Source organism: Streptomyces sp. NBC_00247, assembly GCF_036188265.1.
In the GTDB taxonomy this organism is placed as follows: domain Bacteria; phylum Actinomycetota; class Actinomycetes; order Streptomycetales; family Streptomycetaceae; genus Streptomyces.
Window position 1 is genome coordinate 6,503,510 of the sequence record NZ_CP108093.1, and the last position, 24,149, is coordinate 6,527,658.

General features: G+C 73.4%; 1 protein-coding gene. It reads left to right on the top strand.

Translation table 11 applies throughout. The features are described from left to right. Nucleotides 1-100 precede the first annotated feature (100 nt). Complete coding sequence (locus OHT52_RS28100; protein ID WP_328722967.1) at nucleotides 101-24,148, top strand: non-ribosomal peptide synthase/polyketide synthase; 24,048 nt, start codon at nucleotides 101-103, stop codon at nucleotides 24,146-24,148. Nucleotide 24,149 lies beyond the last annotated feature (1 nt).

A 24,149-nucleotide genomic window follows, 5' to 3' on the forward strand; every position in this document is an offset into this window, starting at 1 on the left:
CAGACACGGGCCGCCCCCGCCGACCGCGTGACACACACCGCGGCCGGCCCGGTCGGCACGCCCTGCGCGCATGCCCACCCATACTTCTGGAGGTACCCCCATGTCCCGTCGTGACGGTGACGTCCTTTCCCTGACCGCTGCCCAGCGGGAGATCTGGCTCGCCGAGCAGGGCTCCCGGACGCCGATCCCCGGCTACCGCGTCGGAGAGTGCCTGGAGATCCACGGTCCGGTCGATCCTGAGCTCTTCGAAACCGCGCTGCGCCGGGTCGTCGACGAGGTCGACGCCCTGCACGTGACCTTCGTCGACGACGGTGAAGGCCCGCGCCAGATCCTCCGCGAGACCTGGGACTGGGAGCCCGCACACCTCGACTTCGGCGAGGAGCCGGATCCCCGGGCGGCAGCCCTGCGATGGATGGAGCAGGACCTCGCCCGCCCGTTAGACCTCGCCCACGACCCGCTGTTCGGTCACGCGTTGGTCCGGCTGTCGCCGACCGAGTACCTCTGGTACCTGAACTACCACCACCTGGTGCTGGACGCGATCAGCAGCTCCATGGTCCGGCAGCGGGTCGGCGAGGTGTACTCGGCCCTGGCCGGGGGCGGCGAGGTGGCGCCCTGCCCGTTCGGCTCCCTCCGGGATCTGGTCGACAGCGACGCCGCCTACCGCGTCTCCGCCGACTTCACCGCCGACCGCTCCTACTGGACCGAGCGCTTCGCGGATCTCCCCGCCCCGACACGGCTCACCGACACCTCCGCGACCGATCCCCACCGTCCCCTGCGCCTGGCCGGGGAGCGGGAACTGCGCAGCCCCGAGGCGCTGCGCGCCGCGGCCGGCCGGGCCGGTGTCCGGTGGTCCCGTCTGGTGATCGCGGCGACGGCGCTCTACGCCCACCGGCTGAGCGGCGCCCAGGACGTGGTGCTCGCCCTTCCCGTCACCGCCCGCCGGGGCTCCGGGCGCAGCCTGATGACCGTGCCCGGCACCATGTCCAACGTGGTGCCCCTGCGGCTGACCGTGCGCCCCGACATGCCCTGGGGCGACCTCGTCGCCCAGGTGGCCCGGGAGGTCGAGTCGGCCGTCGCGCACGAGCGCTACCGCAGCGAGGACCTGCTGCGCGACCTCGGCGCGCCCGGCGGCATCGGCACGGCGTTCCCGCTGATCGTCAACATCATGGCCTTCAACGCCAGGCCGACTTTCGCCGGACACCCCGCCTCGGTGCACCACTTCGTGTCGGGGTCGACCACCGACCTGGCCCTCTGGGTGTTCGACTACCGGGACGGCAACCCTCCGCTCCTCCGGCTGCACGGGGCTCCGGAGGCGTACGGCGACGACGACCTCGCCGCGCACCAGCAACGGCTGCTCGCCCTGCTCGACGCCGTCGCGGAGTGCGACCCGGACCAGGCCGTGGGCCGGCTCGATCTGCTGACGCCCGAAGAGCGGGGTGGGTTGGCGGTGTTGGGCGCGGGTCCGGTGGCCGGGGTGTCCGGTGAGGGTCTGTTGGAGTTGTTCCGGGCTCGGGTTGCTGAGGTTCCGGAGGCTGTGGCGGTGGTGGGTCCGGATGTGTCGTTGTCGTACGCGGAGTTGGACGCGCGGGCGAATCGTCTGGCGCATGTGTTGGTGGGGCGGGGTGCGGGGCCGGAGCGGTTGGTCGCGGTGGCGTTGCCGCGGTCGGCCGGTCTGGTGGTGGCGGTTCTCGCGGTGTTGAAGACGGGTGCGGCGTACGTTCCGGTGGATCCGGAGTATCCGGTGGCGCGGATCGCGTATCTGCTGGAGGACGCCCGGCCGGTGTTGTCGGTGACGGACATGAGTACGGGTGGGCGGTTGCCGGAGGGTCCGGCGGGCCGGCTCGTGGTGGACGAGCCGGGGACGGCGGCCCTGGTGGCGGGGGCTCCGGCGACGGATCCGATGGTGGTCGTCGATCCGGCGCATCCGGCGTACGTGATCTACACCTCGGGTTCCACGGGCAGGCCCAAGGGTGTCGTGGCGACCCACGGCGGCCTCCTCGACCTGCTCGGCGACCACCTGCGGGTGCAGTTCGCCCCGCTGCTGAAGGACCGGGAGCGGCTGCGGGTGGCGCTGACCACCTCGGTCTCCTTCGACGCCTCCTGGAACCAGCTGATGGCCCCCTTCGCGGGCCACGAGCTGTACGTCCCGGACCACGCGACCTGGACCGACCCGGAGGCGTTCGTCGAGTACGTGGTGCGCCACCGGCTGGACTACGTCGAGGCCACCCCCTCCTACCTCCACGAGCTCGTCCCGGCCGGACTGCTGAGCGATCCCCGGCACCGCCCCGCCCTGGTCGCGGCGGGTGGCGAAGCCGTGCCCGAGCAGCTGTGGGAGCGGCTGCGGGCAGCCGAGGATTCCTCCTGCCTCAACCTGTACGGACCTTCCGAGTGCACCGTCAACTCGGTTGCCGCACCGATGGGTTCGAGCCCGCTCCCGGTCATCGGCAGGCCCGTCACCAACTCCCGGCTGTACGTGCTCGACGCCGCGCTGCAGCCCGTGCCGGTGGGTGTTCCGGGTGAGCTGTACATCGCCGGCGCGGGTCTGGCGCGGGGCTACCTGAACCGTCCCGGTCTGACCTCGGGGCGGTTCGTGGCGGACCCGTTCGGCGAGGGCGGCACGCGCATGTACCGCACGGGCGACCTGGTGCGGTGGAACCCCGAAGGAAACCTCGCGTTCCTCGGCCGCACCGACGACCAGGTCAAGATCCGGGGACACCGGATCGAACCCGGCGAGATCGAGGCGGCCCTGACCGGTCACCCGGGGATCGCCCGCGCCGTCGTCACGGTGCGCACCGACGACGGACCCCGGCTGGTCGCCCACGTCGTCCCCGCCGAGGGGCAGGCCGTCGCGGCCGACGCACTGCGGACCTGGCTGCGCGAGCGGCTGCCCGCGTACATGGTGCCGTCCGCCCTCATGGTGCTGGACGCGCTGCCGCTGACCCCGAACGGCAAGCTCGACCGGCGTGCCCTCCCGGCGCCCGAGCAGCGGCCCGCAGCACCGGGGCGGGCTCCGCGCACCGCGGTCGAGCACCTGCTCCAGGGGCTGTTCGCCGAGGTCCTGGGGGTCACCGAAGCCGGACTGGACGACAGCTTCTTCGATCTCGGCGGGCACTCCCTGCTCGCCACCCGGCTGGTCGCCAGAGCCCGGTCGGTGCTGGGCGTGGAGCTGCGGCTGCACGACCTGTTCGACGCGCCGACGGTGACGGAACTGGCGGCGGCGGTGGACGCCGCGGGCCGGGCGCGCCCGGCACTGGTACGCCGTGAGCGGCCCGGGCCCCTCCCGCTCTCCTCCGCGCAACGCCGCCTGTGGTTCCTGCACCGGATGGAGGGCCCGAGCGCCACCTACAACATCCCGCTGACGCTGCGGCTGTCCGGAAGCCTGGACCTGCGCGCCCTGGAAGCCGCCCTCGCGGACGTGGTGGAGCGGCACGAGAGCCTGCGTACCGTCTTCCCGGTGGCCGACGGCGTGCCGTGGCAGCGCGTGCTCGACGCCGACGCCGCACGACCGGGCCTGCCGGTGACCGAGACCACCGGGAGCGAGCTGCCCGACAGGCTGGCACGGGCGGCCCGGCGCGGCTTCGAACTCTCCGACGAGCCGCCGCTGCGCGCCGAACTGTTCCGGCTCGGCACCGAGGAGCACGTGCTGCTGCTGGTGACGCACCACATCGCCGGCGACGGCTGGTCGACCGGGCCGCTCTCGCGGGACCTGACGACCGCCTACGCGGCCCGCAGCGAGGGAGCGCCGCCCCGGTGGTCGCCGCTCCCGGTCCAGTACGCCGACTACACCCTCTGGCAGCAGGAGCTGCTCGGTGACGGCACCGGCCCCGACTCGCTGCTCGACAGCCAACTCGCCTACTGGCGTGCGCGGCTGGCGGACCTGCCCGAGCAGATCGAGCTGCCCTTCGACCGGCCCCGCCCCCTGGCGATGACCTACCGGGGCGCCCACCTTCCGGTACGGATCGACGCCGAACTGCACCAGGACCTGCGGGCACTCGCCCGCGACGGCGGAGCCAGCCTCTTCATGGTGCTCCAGGCATCCGTGGCCGCCCTGCTGGGCAAGCTCGGCGCCGGTACCGACGTCCCCATCGGCACGCCGATCGCGGGGCGCACCGACGAGGCCCTGGACGACCTGGTCGGCTTCTTCGTCAACACCCTGGTGCTGCGCACCGACCTGTCCGGAAACCCGTCGTTCACCGAACTGCTGGGCCGGGTGCGCGCCGGGGCGCTGGAAGCGTACGCGCACCAGGAGATGCCGTTCGAGCACCTGGTGGAGGCGCTGAACCCGACCCGGACACTCGCCCACCACCCGCTGTTCCAGACCATGCTCACCCTCCAGAACGCACCGTTCGGCACCTTCGACCTGCCGGGGCTCCGGGTGGCGACCGACCTGGTCCCCACCGGGACGGCCAAGTGCGACCTGAACTTCGTCCTGTCCGAACAGCCGGACGGCGAGGGCCTGTCGGGCGTCGTCGAGTACAGCACCGATCTGTTCGACGCTGCCACCGTCGCCGGGATCGTCGAGCGGTGGCAGCGACTGCTGCGCGCCGTCGTCGCCGCCCCCGGCCGGCGGATCGGCCAGGTGGACGTGCTCTCCGCCGACGAGCTCCGGGCCCTGCTGCCGGCCGTCACCGAGCAGGCCGGGGCGCTGCCGGAAAGCGTTCTGCCCGCGCTGTTCGAGCGGCAGGTACGCGCGAACCCCGCGGCGACCGCCCTCAGCGACGGCGCGGCCACCCTGACGTACGGCGAGTTGAACGCCCGCGCCAACCGGCTGGCGCACGCCCTGATCCGCCGGGGAGTGGGGCCGGAGCAGCTGGTGGCGCTGGCACTGCCGCGCTCCGCGGAGCTGGTCGTGGCGGTCCTCGCCGTGCTCAAGACCGGCGCCGCGTACGTCCCGGTGGACCCGGAGTACCCCGCCGCCCGCATCGCCTATCTGCTCCAGGACACCCGGCCCGCACTCCTCGTGACGACGAGCCGGACCGGAGACCGGCTCGAAGCCGAAGGCGTGGACCGGCTGCTGCTGGACACCGCCGCCCTGGACGGGCTGCCGGACACGGACCCGGGGATCGCCCTCGACCCGGGCCACGCCGCCTACGTCATCCACACCTCCGGTTCCACCGGCAACCCCAAGGGCGTGGTGGTCCCGCACCGCAACGTGGTGCGCCTGTTCGACACCACCCGGGAGCTGTTCGGCTTCCGTGCCGACGACGTGTGGACCCTCTTCCACTCCTACGCCTTCGACTTCTCGGTGTGGGAGCTGTGGGGCCCGCTGCTGCACGGCGGCCGTCTGGTGGTCGTGGACCACGAGACCAGCAGGTCGCCCGGCCGGTTCCTGGAACTGCTCGCCCGCGAGCGGGTGACGGTGCTCAACCAGACCCCGTCCGCCTTCTACCAGCTGGCGCAGGCGGACGCCCAGGCTCCGGAGACCGGCCGCCGGCTCGCCCTGCGCACGGTGGTGTTCGGCGGCGAGGCGCTGGAGCACGGCCGGCTGTCGAGCTGGTACGAGAGGCACGCGGACGACGCGCCGCGACTGGTCAACATGTACGGCATCACCGAGACCACGGTGCACGTCACCCACGCGGCGCTCGACAGGGCCCCCGCGGCCGCCGGCCGGATCGGCACGGCCCTGCCGGACCTGCGGGCGTACGTGCTCGACGACGGGCTGCGGCCGGTGGCCCCGGGCGTGCCCGGCGAGCTGTACGTCGCGGGCGCGGGCCTGGCGCGCGGCTACCTGAACCGGCCCGGCCTGACCTCGGGGCGGTTCGTGGCGGACCCGTTCGGAGCACCGGGATCGCGCATGTACCGCAGCGGCGACGTGGTGCGCCGCACGGCGGACGGCGGTCTGCGCTACGTCGGGCGCGCGGACCAGCAGGTGAAGGTGCGCGGGTACCGGATCGAACTCGGCGAGATCGAGGCGGCGCTGGCCGCGTGCCCCGGTATCGCCCAGGTCGCCGTCCTCGCACGGCAGGACCGGGCCGACGACACCCGGCTGGCCGCCTACCTGGTGCCCGCCCCGGGCGCCGCCCCCGAAACCGCCGAGCTGCGCGGGTACCTGCGCGAGCGGCTGCCGGAGTACATGGTGCCGTCGGCGTTCGTCCTGCTGGACGCCCTGCCGCTGACCGTCAACGGCAAGCTGGACCACCGGGCCCTGCCCGCCCCCGGCACCGCCCCGGCGGCCACCGGCCGCGCGCCGCACACCCCGCAGGAGCAGATCCTCTGCGAGCTGTTCGCGGAGGTCCTGGGGGTGGCGTCGGCCGGTGTGGAGGACGGGTTCTTCGACTTGGGCGGGCACTCCCTGCTCGCCACCCGCCTGGCCGCCCGCATCCGCGCGACGCTCGGCGTGGAAATGCCGCTGCGCACCCTGTTCGAGGCGCCGACCCCGGCGGGACTGGCCGCCGCCCTGGTGGCCGCCGGGCCGGCCCAGGCCGCATTGGTGAAGCGCGAGCGACCCGAGGCGGTCCCGCTGTCGTTCGCGCAGCGGCGGCTGTGGTTCCTGCACCAGTTGGAGGGGGCGGGCGCGAACTACCACATCTCCTTGGCGTGGCGGCTGACCGGGGATCTGGACCGGCAGGCCCTGGAAGCGGCCGTGGCGGACGTGGTGGCCCGGCACGAGAGCCTGCGCACCGTCTTCCCCGCCGTGGACGGCACGCCGTACCAGCGGGTGCTGGACGTGACGGCGGCCCGCCCGCGGCTGCTCGTGGACCGGACCACCGAGGCCGGACTGTCCGCCCTGATGGCGACGGCGAAGGACCGTCCCTTCGATCTGGCGGTCGATGTGCCGCTGCGGGTCCAGCTGTTCGAGCTCGCGCCCGACGAGCACGTCCTCCAGGTGGTGCTCCACCACATCGCGGGCGACGGCTGGTCGCTGGGCCCGCTCACCCGGGGACTGACCGCCGCCTACGCGGCGCGCCACCGCGGCGAGGAGCCGCAGTGGGCGCCGCTGCCCGTGCAGTACGCCGACTACACCCTGTGGCAGCACGAGCTGCTCGGGGACTCCGCCGACCGGGACAGCCTGTTCGCCGGACACGCGGACTACTGGACCCGGCAGCTGGCAGGGCTGCCGGAGTGCGTCCAGCTGCCCACCGACCGGCCCCGCCCGCCGATCGCCTCGCACCGGGGCGGTTCCCTGCGCGCCGGGCTGGACGCCGAGCTCCACCGCGGTCTGAGCGAACTCGCCCGCGCGCACGGGACCAGTCTGTTCATGGTCCTCCAAGCCGGACTCGCGGCGCTGCTGAGCAAGCTCGGCGCGGGCGACGACATCCCCGTCGGCAGCCCGGTCGCCGGCCGGACCGACCAGGCGCAGGACGAACTGGTCGGCTACTTCGTCAACACCCTGGTGTTCCGTACCGACACCTCGGGCGATCCGACGTTCGCCGAGCTGCTCGACCGGGTCCGGGACACGGCCCTGGCCGGGTACGCCCACCAGGACCTGCCGTTCGAGTACCTGGTCGAGGTCCTCAACCCGTCCCGCTCGCTCGCGCACCACCCGCTGTTCCAGGTCATGCTGGTGCTGCAGAACGCGCCCCGCGCCGACTTCGCGCCGCCCGGGCTGCGCGTGGACGACATGCCGTCGGCGTCGACCACGGCCAAGCTCGACCTGATCTTCACGATGTCCGAACGGTACGCCGAGGACGGTTCCCCGGACGGGATCGACGGAGCCGTCGAGTACACCACCGACCTGTACGACCCGGCGGCCGTGAAGACGATGACCGCGCGGTGGGAGCGGCTGCTCCGCCTCGCGGTCGCCGACCCGCGGCGGCGGCTCAGCGGGCTCGATCTGCTGACGCCCGAAGAGCGGGGTGGGTTGGCGGTGTTGGGTGCGGGTCCGGTGGCCGGGGTGTCCGGTGAGGGTCTGTTGGAGTTGTTCCGGGCTCGGGTTGCTGAGGTTCCGGAGGCTGTGGCGGTGGTGGGTCCGGATGTGTCGTTGTCGTACGCGGAGTTGGACGCGCGGGCGAATCGTCTGGCGCATGTGTTGGTGGGGCGGGGTGCGGGGCCGGAGCGGTTGGTCGCGGTGGCGTTGCCGCGGTCGGCCGGTCTGGTGGTGGCGGTTCTCGCGGTGTTGAAGACGGGTGCGGCGTACGTTCCGGTGGATCCGGAGTATCCGGTGGCGCGGATCGCGTATCTGCTGGAGGACGCCCGGCCGGTGTTGTCGGTGACGGACATGAGTACGGGTGGGCGGTTGCCGGAGGGTCCGGTGGGCCGGCTCGTGGTGGACGAGCCGGGGACGGCGGCCCTGGTGGCGGGGGCTCCGGCGACGGATCCGATGGTGGTCCTCGATCCGGCGCATCCGGCGTACGTGATCTACACCTCGGGTTCCACGGGCAGGCCCAAGGGTGTCGTGGCGACCCACGGCGGCCTCCTCAACCTGCTCGCCAACCAGCTCCCCCTGGTCTTCCGCGCGAAGGAGCGGATGCGGATCGGGCTGACCACCTCCGTGTCCTTCGACGCCTCCCTCGACCAACTGCTCGCCCTCTTCGCGGGCCACGAACTGCACGTCCTGGACGAGGCGACCAGGACCGATCCCCGGGCCTACCTCGACTACGCCGCCCGGGTCGGACTGGACACCGTCGGCGGCACCCCGTCCTACCTGCAACTCCTCATCGAGAACGGCCTGCTGGAGCACCCTCGTTGGCGTCCCGCGCTGATCGGGCTCGGCGGCGAGACCGTCCCCGAACAGCTGTGGGAGCGGCTGCGGGCGGCCGACGGGGTGACGTCCCTGAACTACTACGGGCCGTCCGAGTGCACGGTGGACTCCGTCGTCGCGGCACTGGAATCCAGCCCGCACCAGGTCATCGGCCGGCCGCTCGACGGCGTCCGGCTGTACGTGCTCGACGCCGCGCTGCGGCTCGTGCCGGTGGGTGTTCCGGGTGAGCTGTACATCGCCGGCGCGGGTCTGGCGCGGGGCTACCTGAACCGTCCCGGTCTGACCTCGGGGCGGTTCGTGGCGGACCCGTTCGGCGGGGGCGGCACGCGCATGTACCGCACGGGCGACCTGGTGCGGTGGAACCCCGAAGGAAACCTCGCGTTCCTCGGCCGCACCGACGACCAGGTCAAGGTCCGCGGCTACCGGATCGAACTCGGCGAGATCGAGGCGGTCCTCGCCGACCACCCCCAGGTCGCACGGGCCGCCGTGATCGTCCGGCAGGACCGCGCCCAGGACTCCCGCCTGGTCGCCTATCCGGTGCCCGTCACCGGCGCCGAGCTCCGGCCAGAGGACCTGCGGGCACACCTGCGCGAGCGGTTGCCCGACTACATGGTGCCGACCGCCTTCGTCCCGCTCGACGCCCTGCCGCTGAACACCAGCGGCAAGGTGGACCGGCGCGCCCTGCCCGAGCCCGAGACCGCGACACCGGCCGGCCGGGAACCGCACACCCCCGCGGAACACGTGCTGGCCGGGCTGTTCGCCGAGGTACTGGGCCTGCCGCAGGTCAGCGTCGACGACGACTTCTTCGATCTCGGCGGACACTCCCTGCTCGCCACCCGGCTGGTGGCCAGGGTCCGTACGACGCTGGGCGTGGAACTGCCCCTGCGCACCCTCTTCCGCACCCCGACCGTGGCGGGGCTGGCCGCCGGGCTCGGCGGCGCGGACCGGGCCCGACTCGCCCTGGAGCGAGGGGAGCGGCCCCAGCTGGTGCCGCTGTCGTCCGCCCAGCGCAGGCTCTGGTTCCTGCGCCAGCTGGAGGGCGCCGACTCGGTCTACAACATGCCGCTCGCGTGGCGGCTCCGGGGACCGCTGGACCTGGCGGCCCTGGAAGCGGCCCTGGGCGACCTCGCCGACCGCCACGAAACCCTGCGCACGGTCTTCCCGAGCACGGACGGCGTGCCCCACCAGCGGGTGCTGGCCGCGGGGGAGGCCCGCCCGAGGGTAGCGGTCACGCAGGCCGACGAGTCGGCCCTGCCGGGACTGCTGGCCGGAGCTGTGGCGCGTGGCTTCGACATCGCGGCCGAACCCCCGTTGCGCGCCGAGGTGTTCGCGCTCTCGGCGGACGAGCACGTGCTGCTCCTGGTGATGCACCACATCGCCGGTGACGGCTGGTCGCTCGGTCCGCTCGCCGCCGACCTGGCCACCGCGTACGCGGCGCGCCGGGAGGGCGGGGCGCCCCGGTGGGCACCCCTGCCGGTGAGTTACGCCGACTACACCCTGTGGCAGCACCGGTTGCTCGGTGAACCGGCGGACCAGGAAAGCCTGTTCGCCCGAGAGAGCGCCTACTGGACCCGGACGCTCGCGGAACTGCCGGAGCAGATCAGGCTCCCCGCCGACCGCAACCGCCCCGCCACCCCGTCCTACTCCGGCGGCCACCTGGCGATCGAACTCGACGCCGAACTCCACGACGGGCTGATCCGGCTCGGTCGGCAGCACGGCGCCAGCGTGTACATGGTGCTGCAGGCCGCCCTGGCCTCGCTGCTGGACAAGCTCGGCGCGGGCACGGACATCCCGGTCGGCAGCCTCATCGCCGGCCGGACCGATCAGGCGCTGGACGACCTCATCGGGTTCTTCGTCAACACCCTGGTGCTCCGCACGGACACCAGCGGCGACCCGTCCTTCGCCGAGCTGCTGGACCGGGTCAAGGAGAGCGCGCTCGGCGCGTACGCGCACCAGGACCTGCCGTTCGACCACGTGGTCGAGGCACTCAACCCGTCCCGCTCGCTCGCCCGCCAGCCGCTGTTCCAGGTGCTGCTCGCGCTGCAGAACGTGCCGAGCACCGAGTTCGCGCTGAGCGGTCTGGACACCGAGATCGTCCTGGTACGGACGCCCACGGCCATGTTCGACCTCGGCTTCCACCTGCTGGAGCGCGGCGGCCCCGGCGGGGCGGCCGAGGGCGTCGTCGGCCGGGTCGAGTACAGCACCGACCTGTTCGACCCCGCCACGGTCCGGACTCTGGTCGCCCGGTGGCAGCGGCTGCTCGCGGCCGTGGTCGCCGCACCGGAGCGCCCGCTGAGCAGGATCGACGTCCTCACCGCCGAGGAACGCCGCGAGCTCCTGGTCGACCGCAACGACACCGCCCGCCCCGTCCCGGGCTCCACCCTGCCCGCCCTCTTCGAGGCGCGGGTCCGGGCCACTCCGGACGCCCCGGCGGTGCTGTTCGAGGACACCGTGCTCACCTACCGCGAGCTGAACCGCCGGGCGAACCGCCTGGCCCACGCGCTGATCGCGCGCGGTGTGGGCCCGGAGCAGACCGTCGCCCTGCGGCTGCCCCGCTCCGCCGAGTTCGTGGTCGCGGTCCTGGCGGTGCTGAAGACGGGCGCGGCGTACCTGCCGGTCGACCCGGACTACCCGGCCGTCCGCATCGAGTACATGCTGCGGGACGCCCGTCCGGCCGTGGTGCTCGACGACCTCGCGGCCGTCACACCGTCCGGCCCGCTGCCGGAGCACGATCCGGCCGTCCCGGTGGACCCCCGCCACCCGGCGTACGTCATCTACACCTCCGGCTCCACCGGCCAGCCCAAGGCCGTGGTGATGCCCGCCGGCGGGCTGCTGAACCTGCTGGACTGGCACCACCGGACCGTCGGCGGCGAACCCGGCACGCGTACCGCGCAGTTCACCGCGATCAGCTTCGACGTCTCGGTGCAGGAGGTGCTCTCCGCGCTGCTGTACGGCAAGACCCTCGTGGTGCCGACCGAGGAGCAGCGTCGCAGCTCCGAACTGTTCGCCCACTGGCTGGACCGGCACCGCGTCGAGGAACTGTTCGCGCCGAACCTGGTGATCGAGGCGATGGCCGAGGCCGCCGAGGAGGCGGGGCTGGACCTGCCGCACCTGCGGCTGGTCGCCCAAGCCGGAGAGGCGATGCGGCTGGGCGGTGCAGTGCGCCGCTTCCAGGCGCGCCGCCCGGGCCGGGTGCTGCACAACCACTACGGGCCCGCCGAGACCCATGTGATCACCGCCTACGCGCTGCCGGCCGACCCCGCCGACTGCCCGCTGCCGGTGCCGATCGGCCTTCCGGTCGCCAACTGCCGGGCTTACGTGCTGGACTCGGCCCTGCGACCGGTGGCCCCCGGCGTGCCGGGCGAGCTGTACCTCGCCGGAGCGGGGCTCGCCCGCGGCTACCTGGACCGGCCGGGGCTGAGCGCCGGACGCTTCGTGGCCGACCCGTACGGCCCGGCGGGTACGCGGATGTACCGCACCGGCGACCTGGTGCGCTGGCGCGCCGACGGCGAGCTGGAGTTCGCCGGCCGGATCGACCACCAGGTCAAGGTACGCGGCTTCCGGATCGAGCCGGGCGAGATCGAGGCCGAGCTCACCGCGCACCCGGGCGTCGCCCAGGTCGCGGTGCTCGCCCGGGAGGACCGGATCGTCGCCTACGTCGTCCCCGCCGCCCTCGATTCCGACGAGGCCGGGACCGGGTCCGGTGCGGGGGCGCTGGCCGCGTACCTGCGCGACCGGGTGCCCGCGTACATGGTGCCGACCGCGTTCGTCCTGCTCGACGCGCTGCCGCTGACGCCCAACGGCAAGCTGGACCGGGCAGCCCTGCCCGCTCCGGAGCCCGCGACGGCCGCGGGCGGCCGGGCGCCGCGCACGCCCCAGGAGCAGATCCTGTGCGAGCTGTTCGCCGAGGTACTGGGCCTCGCCCGGGTCGGGGTCGAGGAGGACTTCTTCGCGCTGGGCGGGCACTCCCTGCTCGCCACCCGACTGGTCTCGCGGGTCCGGGCGACCCTCGGGGTCGAACTGGAGCTGCGCGCGCTGTTCCGGAACCCGACCCCGGCCGGAATGGCGGCCGGACTGCACGACGCCACGACCGCGCGACAGGCCCTGGTGCCCAGGCCCCGCCGCGAACCGATGCCGCTGTCGTTCGCGCAACGGCGGCTCTGGTTCCTCCAGCAGTTCGGGGCGCCGAGCGCCACCTATCACATGCCGCTCGCCCTGCGGCTGTCCGGAGACCTCGACCGGGACGCGCTGAGCGCCGCGCTCGTGGACGTCGTGACCCGGCACGAGACCCTGCGCACGGTCTTCCCGCACACGGGCGGAATCCCGCACCAGCGGGTGCTGGGCAGCACCGAGGCAGCCGTCCCGCTGACCGTGCGTACGGCCGGCGAGAAGGAGGTACGCGCCCTGCTGCGGGAGTCGGCGGTGCGCGCCTTCGACCTGACCTCCGAAGTACCCCTTCGGGCGCAGCTGTTCGCCGTCGCGCCGGACGAGCACGTGCTGCTGCTGGTCATGCACCACATCGTCGGGGACGGCTGGTCCATGGGCCCGCTCGCCCGTGACCTCGCCGCCGCCTACACCACCCGGCAGGCCGGCGAGGCGCCCGCGTGGCCGCCGCTGCCGGTGACCTACGGCGACTACACCCTGTGGCAGCACGAGATCCTCGGCGACGAGAACGACGCCGACAGCGTGTTCACCCGCCAGGTCGCCTACTGGAAGCGGACACTGGCCGGCCTGCCCGAACAGCTCCAACTGCCCGCGGACCGGCCGCGCCCGGCCGTCATGTCGTACGGCGGCGATCTGCTGGAACTCAGGATCGACGCCGAACTGCACGTGAGACTCGTGGAGTTGGCGCGACGGTCCGGTGCCACCCTGTTCATGGTGCTGCAGGCGGCGTTGGCGGCGTTGTACACGCGGTTGGGTGCGGGGGAGGACATCGCGATCGGGAGTCCGATCGCGGGTCGTACGGACGAGGCGCTGGACGATCTGGTCGGGTTCTTCGTGAACACGCTGGTGTTGCGTACGGACACGAGTGGTGATCCGAGTTTCGCGGAGTTGCTGGGCCGGGTGCGGGAGTCGGCGTTGTCGGGTTACGCGCACCAGGACGTGCCGTTCGAGCACCTGGTGGAGGCGCTGAACCCGTCCCGCTCCCTCTCCCACCACCCCCTCTTCCAGACCGGGCTGGTCGTGCAGAACGCGCCGGGCGGCGACTTCGAGCTGCCTGGCCTGAAGGTCTCCCAGATGGCCGTGCTCACCGGGACCGCACGGCTCGACCTGACCTTCGGTTTCGCGGAGGAGCACGGACCCGACGGCGCACCCGCCGGGCTCGGTGGAGCCATCGAGTACAGCACCGACCTGTTCAACCGCCCCACGGTCGAGCTCCTGGCCGCCAGGTGGACCCGGCTGCTGGCCGCGGTCGCCGCCGCGCCCGATCGCCCGATCGGCGGGATCGACCTGCTCACCGACGGTGAACGCGGCGAACTGCTGCCCACCGCCGAGGACACGGCGCCCGGAGGAAGCCTCCCCGAGCTCTTCGCGGCGCAGGTGGCGTCCACGCCGGACGCGGTCGCGCTGGTCTGTGGCGACGAGGAGTTGACGTACCGCCAGTTGGATGTGCGGGCGAACCGGTTCGCGCGTGCGCTGGTCGGGCGGGGGGTGTGTCCGGAGCAGGTCGTGGCGGTGGCTCTGCCTCGGTCGGTGGAGTCGGTGGTGGCGGTTCTCGGTGTGCTGAAGGCCGGGGCCGCGTACTTGCCGGTGGATCCGGGGTATCCGCGGTCGCGGATCTCCTTCATGCTGGCGGACGCCCGCCCGGTGGTGGTGGTCGACGATCCGGCGATGGTGACCGATGCGGACGGGTTGCCGGAGACCGATCCGGGGGTCGTGGTCGACGTCCGGCATCCGGCCTACGTGATCTACACCTCGGGCTCGACCGGCCGCCCCAAGGGCGTCGCCGTGAGCCACGCCGGCGTCTTCGGCCTGGTGGCGGCGCAGGTGGACCGGCTCGGCGTGAAGCCGGGCAGCCGGGTGCTCCAGTTCGCCTCGCCGAGCTTCGACGCGTCCTTCTGGGACCTCTGCAGCGCGACTCTCACCGGCGCCACCCTCGTGCTGGCCCCGGCCGAGTCCCCGTTGGAAGCCCTGACGGACCGGCGGCTCGCCGTCACCCACGTGACGCTGCCACCCTCGGCTCTCGCCGCACTGGACACCGCCGCACTCACGGCCACCACGCTGGTGGTGGCGGGCGAGGCGTGCCCGCCGGAGCTGGTGGCCCGCTGGGCCCCCGGACGCCGGATGATCAACGCCTACGGCCCGACCGAGACGACCGTGTGCGCGACCATGAGCGACCCGCTCTCCCCGGCATCCGGCGTGCCGCCGATCGGGCGACCGGTGGCCGGCTTCCGGGTGTACGTACTGGACGAGCGGCTGCGCCTCGTACCGCCGGGTGTGGAAGGGGAGTTGTACGTCGCCGGGCCAGGTCTGGCACGCGGCTACCTGAACCGGCCGGGTCTGACGGCAGGGCGGTTCACCGCCTGCCCGTTCGGACCGGCGGGTACGCGGATGTACCGCACCGGCGACCTGGTGCGGCACCGGACCGACGGCGCGCTGGAGTACGTCGGCCGCGCGGACCAGCAGGTGAAGGTCCGCGGCTTCCGCGTCGAGCCCGGCGAGGTCGAGGCCGCACTGGCCGAGCACCCCGCCGTCGCCCAGGCGGCCGTCGTGGCCCGGGACGACCGGCTCGTCGGCTACGTGGCGACCCGCTCCCACCAGGCGGTACGTCCCGCGGAGCTGGCCGCGCACCTGCGCGAGCGGCTGCCGGACTACCTGGTGCCGTCCGTCTTCGTGGTGATGGACGCGCTGCCGTCGACGCCGAACGGGAAGCTGGACCGGGCGGCGCTGCCCGCGCCCGGAGCGACTTCCGAGGGCAGCGGGCGGATGCCGCGCACGCCGCAGGAGCAGATCCTCGCCGGGCTGTTCGCCGAGGTGCTGGACGTGGCGGAGGTCTCGGTCGACGACGACTTCTTCGCCCTGGGCGGGCACTCCCTGCTCGCCACCCGGCTGGTCGCCAGGGCGCGTTCGGTGCTCGGCGTGGAGCTCGGGCTGCGGGCACTCTTCCAGGCGCCCACCGTGGCCGGTCTGGCACAGACGCTGACCGAGGCGGGCCGGGCGCGCCCGGCGCTGACCGCGTACGAGCGGCCCGCGACCGTGCCGCTCTCCTTCGCCCAGCGCCGGCTCTGGTTCCTGCACCGCATGGACGCCACTGCCGCCACCTACCACATCCCGCTGGCCCTGCGGCTGACCGGAACACTCGACCGTGGAGCGCTGGACCAGGCGCTCGCTGACGTGGTGGCCCGGCACGAGAGCCTGCGGACGGTGTTCCCGGAAGTCGGCGGCGTACCGTGCCAGCGCGTACTGGACTCCGCCCCGGTCCGCCTGCCCGTCCGGCCGGCCGAGGTGACACGGGCCGAACTGGCCGACCGCCTCGCCGAGTCCGCCCGGCAGCCCTTCGACCTGGCGACGGAGCCGCCGCTGCGGGCGGAACTGTTCGCCGTCGCGCCGGACGAGCACGTGCTGCTGCTGGTCATGCACCACATCGCCGCCGACGGCTGGTCCACCGGACCGCTCGCCCGCGACCTCGCCGAGGCGTACGCGGCCCGCTGCGAGGGCAGGACGGTGAACCGGCCTTCCCTGCCCGTGAGTTACGCCGACTACACGCTGTGGCAGCGCGAGCTGCTCGGCGACGCCGCCGACCCGCGCAGCCGGTTCGCCGAGCAACTCGACTACTGGAAGCGGCAGCTGTCCGACCTGCCCGAGCTGCTCCAGCTGCCCACCGACCGTCCGCGCCCCGCCGTCGCCGGCTGGCGCGGCGACCACATCGGACTGGAACTGGACTCCGAACTGCACGCGAACCTCGTCGAGCTGGCGCGGAGCACCGGAACGAGTCTGTTCATGGTGTTGCAGGCGGCGTTGGCGGCGTTGTACACGCGTTTGGGTGCGGGGGAGGACATCGCGATCGGGAGTCCGATCGCGGGTCGTACGGACGAGGCGCTGGACGATCTGGTCGGGTTCTTCGTGAACACGTTGGTGTTGCGTACGGACACGAGTGGTGATCCGAGTTTCGCGGAGTTGCTGGGCCGGGTGCGGGAGTCGGCGTTGTCGGGTTACGCGCACCAGGACGTGCCGTTCGAGCACCTGGTGGAGGCGCTGAACCCGTCCCGCTCCCTCTCCCACCACCCCCTCTTCCAGACCATCCTGGCCGTGCAGAACGCCCCCATGGGACGGTTCTCGCTGCCCGGACTGGACGTCGCCACCTACGCCGTGGCGACCAGGACCGCCAAGTTCGACCTCGGGGTCAGCATGGTCGAACAGTTCGGCCCGGACGGAAGCCCGGCCGGAATCCTCGGCGCGGTCGAGTACGCGACCGACCTGTTCGACCGGTCGACGGTCGACTCCCTGGTCCGGCGCTGGACGCTCCTGCTGGAGGCCGTCACCGCCGACCCGGAGCAGGCCATCGGAGGGATCGACCTCCTCGGCACCGGCGAGCGGCACCGGCTGCTGGAACAGGACAACGCGACCACCCGGGACGTGGACACCGTCCCGCTGCCGCAGGCCCTCGCGGCGCAGGTGGCGTCCACGCCGGACGCGGTCGCGCTGGTGTGTGGCGACGAGGAGTTGACGTACCGCCAGTTGGATGTGCGGGCGAACCGGTTCGCGCGTGCGCTGGTCGGGCGGGGGGTGTGTCCGGAGCAGGTCGTGGCGGTGGCTCTGCCTCGGTCGGTGGAGTCGGTGGTGGCGGTTCTCGGTGTGCTGAAGGCCGGGGCCGCGTACTTGCCGGTGGATCCGGGGTATCCGCGGTCGCGGATCTCCTTCATGCTGGCGGACGCCCGCCCGGTGGTGGTGGTCGACGATCCGGCGATGGTGACCGATGCGGACGGGTTGCCGGAGACCGATCCGGGGGTCGTGGTCGACGTCCGGCATCCGGCCTACGTGATCTACACCTCGGGCTCGACCGGCCGCCCCAAGGGCGTCGTCGTGAGCCACGCCGGTGTGGCGAGCCTGGTCGCCGGACAGATCGAGCGCTTCGCGATCGAACCCGGCAGCAGGGTCCTCCAGTTCGCCTCGCCCAGCTTCGACGCGTCGGTCTCCGAGATCTTCACCGCGCTGCTGTGCGGCGCGGCCCTGGTGCTGCCCCCCGCGGCGGAGCCGCTTGCCGCACTGACCGATCCGGGCCTCGGCGTCACCCACGTGACCGTGCCCCCTTCCGTCCTGGCCACCGTGCCGGACGGCGGGATCACCGCGTCCACGCTGGTGGTGGCGGGCGAGGCGTGCCCGCCGGAGCTGGTGGCCCGCTGGGCCCCCGGACGCCGGATGATCAACGCCTACGGCCCGACCGAGACGACCGTGTGCGCGACCATGAGCGACCCGCTCTCCCCGGCGGCCGGCGTGCCGCCGATCGGCCGGCCGATCGCCAACGCCCGGGTGTACGTGCTGGACGACCGGCTGCGGCCGGTGCCGACCGGCGTCACCGGGGAGCTGTACGTGGCGGGCGCGGGCCTCGCGCGGGGCTACCTGAACCGGCCGGGCCTGACGGCCGGAAGGTTCACCGCCTGCCCGTTCGTACCGGGTGAGCGCATGTACCGCACCGGCGACCTGGTGCGCCGGCGCGGCGACGGCCAGCTGGAGTACGCCGGCCGCGCCGACGACCAGGTCAAGGTCCGCGGCTTCCGCGTCGAGCCCGGCGAGGTCGAAGCCGCGCTCGCCGAGCACCCCGCCGTCGCCCGGGCCGCCGTCGTGGCCCAGGACGACCGGCTCGTCGGCTACGTCGTCCCGCACCGGGACACCGCCCGGGACGACGGGCTGGAAGCCGACCACGTGGGCGAGTGGCAGGACATCTACGACGCTCTGCCCATCGCCCCCGAAGAAGCGGCCTTCGGACACAACTTCGTCGGCTGGAACAGCAGTTACGACTCCGGCCCGATCCCTGTCGAGCAGATGCGCGAGTGGCGGGACGCCACCGTGGCCCGCATCCTGGCCCTGCGTCCGCGCAGGGTGCTGGAAGTCGGCGTCGGTACCGGCCTGTTGCTCTCGCAGGTCGCGCCCCACTGCGAGACCTACTGGGCGACCGACTTCTCCGCCACCGCGATCGACGCCCTGACCGCCCAAGTGGCGCACGAGGAAGGGCTGACCGGGCGTGTGGAGCTGCGGACCCGCCCGGCGCACGACATCGAAGGGCTGCCGGCAGGGGAGTTCGACACCATCGTGATCAACTCGGTGGTGCAGTACTTCCCTTCCGCCGACTACCTCGCCGACGTGATCGGAAAGCTGATGGGGCTGCTCGCCCCCGGCGGTGCGCTCTTCATCGGTGACGTCCGCAACCTGCGGCTGCTGCGCCCGCTGGCCACCGCCGTCCAGCTGCACCGGACCGGCGACGGCACCGACCCCGAGGACGTGCGCCGCGCGGTGGAGCAGGCCGTCAGGGTGGAGAAGGAACTCCTGGTCGACCCGGACTTCTTCACCGCGCTGCGGACCCGTGGCACCGGCATCGGCGCGGTGGTCGTGGAGGTCAAGCGCGGCCTGCACCACAACGAACTCTCCCGGTACCGCTACGACGTGACGCTGCACCACTCACCGGCCGCCCCCGAGGCCCCGGGCCGGTCCGTCGAGCTGGCGTGGGGGCGGCAGATCGCCGCGCCGGCCGAGCTGCGTGAACTGCTCGCCCAGCGGCACGCCCCCGACGTGCTCCGGCTCACCGGGGTGCCGAACCGCCGCGTGGTGCGCGAAGCCGCCCTGGCCAGGGCGGTGCGGGACGGGGAGGCCCGGCCCGCGGAGCTGATGGAGCGGCTGCGCGCGGCCGGGGAATCCTCCGAGGAGAGCGGCCTCCTCGATCCGGAGGAGTTCCACGCCCTCGGCCGGGAGCTCGGCCGCGTGGTCGCGGTCACCTGGTCGGCGACCGCGTCCGACGCCCTCGACGTCGTCTTCGCCGACCCGCGTACCCTCCACGGCTCCCCGGTCGAGGCGTACCGGCCGACCGGGGCGGCCGACGGGGCGCTGTCGTCGCTGACCAACCGTCCGACCGGCAGCCGGGGGACCGGCGCCCTCCTCGGCGAACTCCGCGACTGGCTGCGCGGGCGGCTGCCCGACTACCTGGTTCCCTCGGCGTTCGTGGCGCTGGACGCGCTGCCGTTGACCGGCAGCGGCAAGCTCGACCGGCGCGCACTGCCCGCCCCCGACCTCGGCGCCGCCGCGGCCGGACGGGCGCCGCGCACCCCGCAGGAACAGCTCCTCGCCGAACTCTTCGCCGAGGTGCTCGGGCTGGCACAGGTGGGGGTCGAGGACAGCTTCTTCGACCTGGGCGGGCACTCGCTGCTGGCGACCCGCCTGGCCTCCAGGGTCCGCACGACCCTCGGCGCCGAGCTGGAGGTCCGGACCCTGTTCGAGACCCCGACGGTGGCCGCGCTGGCGGCCCGGCTGGACGGCTCCGGAGCGGCGCGGCCCGCGCTGACCGCCCGCCCCCGCCCCGAGCGGGTCGAGCTCTCCTTCGCCCAGCGCCGCCTGTGGTTCCTGCACCGGATGGACGGGCCGAGCGCCACCTACAACATGCCGCTCGCACTGAGCCTGACCGGCGACCTCGACCGCTCCGCCCTGCACGCCGCGCTCGCCGACGTGATCGGCCGGCACGAGAGCCTGCGGACCGTCTTCCGCGAGACCGACGGAGTCCCGTACCAGGTCGTGCTGAGCACCGAACGGGCGCGCCCGGCGCTCCCGGTGGTCGAGATCGACGAGAGCCGGCTGGCCGGGGCCCTGGCGGACGGGGCACGGCACGGATTCGACCTCGCCGAGGACCTGCCGGTCCGGGCGGAGCTGTACGCGCTCGCCCCCGACCGGCACGTACTCCTGGTCGTGGTGCACCACATCGCCGCGGACGGCTGGTCGATGGGACCGCTCTCCGCCGACCTGGCGGCGGCCTACGCGGCGCGCTGCCGGGGCGAGGAACCCGCGTGGTCCCCGCTGCCGGTGCAGTACGCCGACTACACCCGCTGGCAGCGCGACCTGCTCGGCGACGCCGCCGACCCGGAGAGCCTGTTCGCCCGGCAACTCGGCTACTGGAAGGAGGAGCTGGCGGGCATCCCGCAGCAGGTGCAACTGCCCGCCGACCGGCCCCGGCCGCCGGTGGCCTCCCAGCGCGGCGACCGGGTCGTGGTCCAACTGGACCCCGAACTGCACCAGGCACTGCGCGACCTCGCCGCGGCACGCGGCGCCAGCATGTTCATGGTGCTGCAAGCCGGTCTCGCCGCCCTGCTCACCCGGCTCGGTGCCGGTACGGACATCCCGGTCGGCAGCCCGATCGCCGGACGGACCGACCAGGCACTCGACGAGCTCGTCGGCTTCTTCGTCAACACCCTGGTGCTGCGCACCGACACCGGCGGCGACCCCGGATTCGCCGACCTGCTCGGCCGGGTGCGGCAGAAGGCGCTCGGCGCGTACGACCACCAGGACGTGCCGTTCGAGTACCTGGTCGAGGTGGCCAATCCGGTGCGGTCGCTCGCCCACCACCCGCTGTTCCAGGTGATGCTGGCCCTGCAGAACGCGCCGCTCGGCGAGTTCGCGCTGCCAGGCCTGGAGACGGGGCACGTGGCGGCCCCGACCGGGACCGCACGGGTCGACCTGACGTTCAGCCTGGCCGAGCGGTTTTGCCCGGACGGCGGCGCCGACGGTCTGGCCGGCGCGGTGGAGTACGCCACCGACCTCTTCGACGCGTCCACCGTGGAGCTGCTGTTCGAGCGCTGGGCCCGCCTGCTGCGCGCGGCGGTCGCCGACCCGGACCGCCCGATCAGCCGGATCGACCTCATGTCCGACGAGGAACGCCACCGGCTGCTGTACGAGGTCAACGACACGGCCGCGGAGCTGCCCTCGGCCTCGGTGCCGGAGCTCTTCGCCCGGCAGGTGCGGGCCACCCCGGACGCGGTGGCGGTCGTGGCGGGCGCCACCGAGCTGACCTACGCGGAACTCGACCTGCGGGCCGACCGCCTGGCGAGGGCGCTGATCCGCCAGGGCGTGCGCCCCGAGACGCCCGTCGCGGTCCTGCTGGACCGCTCGGCGGAGCTGGTCGTGGCGATCCTGGCGATCATCAAGGCCGGCGGCGCCTACGTACCGCTGGACCCGCGCTTCCCCTCCTCCCGGATCGACCTGATCCTGCGGGAGAGCGGAGCTTCCGTCGTGCTCACCGAGGAGGTGCTCACCGCCCTGGTGCGGTCCGCGGCAGGCGGTCCTGGCGTGGTCGAGGTGCCGTGCCGGGAGGACCAGGTGGCGTACATCATGTACACCTCCGGTTCCACCGGGCGTCCGAAGGGCGTGGCCGTCACCCACCGGGACGTGGTGGGTCTCGCGCTGAGCCCCGAGTGGCGCGGTGGCGGACACGAGCGGGTGCTGATGCACTCCCCGACCGCCTTCGACCTCTCGACCTACGAACTCTGGGTCCCGCTGCTGGGCGGCGGGACGATCGTGGTCGCACCGCCCGAGCGGATCGACCTCGACCTGCTGCACCACACCATCACCACGCACCGGGTGACCGGGCTGTGGCTGACCGCCGGACTCTTCCGGCTGGTCGCCGAGGAGCGTCCGGGCCTGCTCGCCGGGGTGCGCGAGGTGTGGACCGGCGGCGACGTGGTCTCCCCCGCCGCCGCCGCCCGGGTCCTCGCGGCCTGCCCCGGCATCGAGGTGGTCAACGGCTACGGCCCCACCGAGGCCACCACCCTGGCCACCTGCCACCGGGTGCGCGAACTCCCCGAGAACGCCGCGACCGTGCCGATCGGCGCGCCGATGGCGAACATGCGCACCTATGTGCTCGACGACCGGCTGCGGCCGGTGCCGACGGGCATGGTCGGTGAGCTGTACCTCGCGGGGACGGGCGTGGCCCGCGGCTACTTCGGCCGGCCCGGCCTCACCGCGGAGCGCTTCACCGCCGATCCGTACGGCCCGCCCGGGAGCCGTATGTACCGCACCGGCGACCTCGCCTGGTGGCTCCCCGACGGCACGCTGGAGTTCGCCGGACGCGTCGACCACCAGGTCAAGCTGCGCGGACTGCGGATCGAGCCCGGAGAGATCGAGGCGGTCCTGGCGGGCTGCGCGGGCGTCGCCCAGGCCGCCGTGGTCGCCCGCGAGGACCGGCCGGGGGACAAGCGGCTGGTCGCCTACCTGGTGGCCGCGCCGGAAGGCGTGCCCGAGACGGCCGAACTGGCCGGCCGACTGCGCCGGGAACTCCCCGACTACATGGTGCCGGCGGCGTTCGTCACCGTGGACGCGCTGCCGCTGACCGCCAACGGCAAGCTCGACCGGGCCGCCCTGCCCGCCCCCGACTACGGGGCGCCGGCCGTCGGGCGCGGACCGCGGACCCCGCAGGAGCAGCTCCTGTGCGGCCTCTTCGCCGAAGTCCTCGGACGCGATCAGGTCGGCATCGACGAGGGCTTCTTCGACCTGGGCGGTCACTCGCTGCTGGCCGCGCGGCTGGCCTCCCGGGTCCGCGAGACCCTCGGCCTGGAGCTGGGCCTGCGGCTGCTGTTCGAGGCGCCGACCGTGGCCGGGCTCACCGAACGCCTGGCCATGAACGATCCGGAAGACGCCTTGGACGTGCTGCTGCCCCTGCGGTCGACCGGTACGGAGCCGGCCCTGTTCTGCGTCCACCCCGGCGGCGGCATCAGCTGGTCGTACAGCGGGCTGCTGAACCACCTCGGCCCGCAGCACCCGGTCTACGCGCTCCAGGCACGCGGCCTCGGCCGGCCCGAGCCGCTGCCCACCTCCTACGAGGAGATGGCGTCCGACTACGCCGACCACGTCCAGAAGATCCAGCCGCAGGGCCCCTACCTGCTGCTCGGCTGGTCCGCGGGCGGGCTGATCGCCCACGCGCTGGCCTGCGAACTCCAGGCGCGCGGCGAGCGGACCGCGCTGCTGGCGATCCTCGACGCGTACCCGGTGAAGGACGTGCGGTTCGAGGAGGAGCCGGTGCCCACCGTGCGGGACGTGCTCGTCGGAGTGCTCGACGTCGACCCGGACGAGCTGGGCGACCGGGACATCACCTACGCCGAGGTCGCCGAGGTGCTGAACCGGCGGGGCAGCGCCCTGGCCGGGCTGAACGAACGGCAGGTCGAGGTGATCGTCCAGATCATGATCAACAACGCCAAGCTGGCGGTCGACTTCGTACCCGGCACGTACGACGGGGACCTGCTGCTCTTCAACTCCACGATCGGCCGGGGCGACGACGACGCCGGCCCGAAGGTCTGGCACCCGTACATCGGGGGCCGGATCGAATCGCACGAGGTCACCACCCGGCACGACCAGATGACCCAGGCGGGATCACTGGCCCAGATCGGGCCGATCCTGGCCGCCCGGATCGCCGGAGCCACCACCGCTTCCCAAGACGCCGGAGCCACCACCGCTTCCGGAGCCGCACCGGCCCCCCGCGATGCCGTCACCACCGCGGACGCCGGTGACACCACCCCTTCCCCTCAGGAGGACTGAC

What these genes read in the sequence shown, in the direction of transcription:
- OHT52_RS28100 (WP_328722967.1), top strand. Translation starts at nt 101, where the DNA reads ATGTCCCGTCGTGACGGTGACGTCCTTTCCCTGACCGCTGCCCAGCGG.